The sequence below is a fragment of the Tepidibacter mesophilus genome (genome assembly GCF_002724055.1).
GTDB classification, from domain to species: Bacteria; Bacillota; Clostridia; order Peptostreptococcales; family Peptostreptococcaceae; genus Tepidibacter_A; species Tepidibacter_A mesophilus.
In genome coordinates, this window is the sequence record NZ_BDQY01000056.1 from 1 (window position 1) to 1,527 (window position 1,527).

The window sequence follows — 1,527 nt, forward strand, 5'->3', positions numbered from 1 at the left end:
CTCAACTTTCGCACTTGTATTTTAAGGCGTTGGCCTGGATTTTCAGTGTTTCCATCATAAAAAATAGAAAAACATTCCTTCATTTGGTATAATTGAATCACGACAAACAACGACCAAGAAAGGAATGTTCTCCATGAATACAATTATACCAAATAATGATAGCGAAAAAAAGCTCAATTCCACTATAAATAGATTTTTTAAGAATTATAAGGTTAATTCTCTTTTAAGACAATCTAATTTCCGTAAAGAAAAAGGATTTTCATGTACTTTGATTTTCAAGTTCATTTTCATGTTGATATTCACAGGTAAGAATCTATTTAGAACACTTGATTCTAGCAATACAAATATAAATTTTAGTAAAGATACCGTTTACAGATTTTTAAAATCCACTCGCTATAACTGGAGAAAATTTTTGTTATTATTATCATCCTCAATAATAAAAAATGAAGTTATACCTTTGACATCAGAGGATAGAGTCAATGTACTTATCATTGATGATTCATTTTACAGTAGGGCAAGAAGCAAATCTGTTGAATTATTAGCAAACGTATTTGATCATGTTGATAGAAAATATAAAAAGGGATTTAGGATGCTTACTTTAGGCTGGTCTGATGGAAATACATTTTTACCATTGGCCTTTACTTTGCTTAGTTCAGAGAAAGAGAAAAATCGTATCTGTTCAATTAATGATTCAGTAGATAAAAGATCTAATGGATATAAAATCAGAGAAGAAGCCATAAAAAAATCACCTGATGCTATGATTGATCTATTAAAACAATCGGTAGCTTGCGGATTACCAGTAAGTTATGTTTTATTTGATAGCTGGTTTACTTACCCCAAAACATTAATCAAAATACTTAAACTAAACCTTCATACAATAGCTATGGTTAAAGCAATGCCGAAAGTTTTCTATACTTATGAAGGTAAAAAGTACAATCTAAAATCTTTATACTCTACCATAAAGAAAAAACGAGGCAAAGCTAAAATAAAAGCTTCTGTAATCGTACAGATTGGTGAAGACGAACAGGCTGCGCCTATAATGGCAAAAATAGTGTTTGTGAAAGATAGAAATAAATCGAGAAATTGGATAGCATTAATTTCTACAGATATAACATTAACAGATGAAGAAATAATAAGAATCTACGGTAAACGCTGGGATATCGAAGTTTTTTTCAAAATGAATAAATCTTTTTTAAAATTGGCAAAAGAATTTCAATGTCGCTCTTATGATGCGATGATAGCACATACAACCATTGTATTTACTAGATATATTATGCTAGCAATGGAAAGCAGAAACAATACAGATCTCCGAACAGTTGGTGGTCTATTTTATCATTGCTGTGATGAACTAGAAGATATTAAATTTCTTGAAGCAATTCAAGTTATTTTAGACTTGCTCAAATGTGCACTATCTGAAAAGCTAACGCTTACAAAAACTCAAATTAACGACTTTTTAGACTATTTTATATCTACACTACCTAGTTTTATCAAGGATAAACTAGCTTTTTTGTAGTGCGAAAGTTGAGT

The 1,527-nt window shown here is 30.1% G+C and carries 1 protein-coding gene; it reads left to right on the top strand.

Going from position 1 to position 1,527, the window contains the following annotated elements; translation table 11 throughout:
- The first annotated feature begins 133 nt into the window (after nt 1-133).
- Complete coding sequence (locus Tmeso_RS15740) at nt 134-1,513, top strand: IS4 family transposase (protein ID WP_099192871.1); 1,380 nt, start codon at nt 134-136, stop codon at nt 1,511-1,513.
- Nucleotides 1,514-1,527 lie beyond the last annotated feature (14 nt).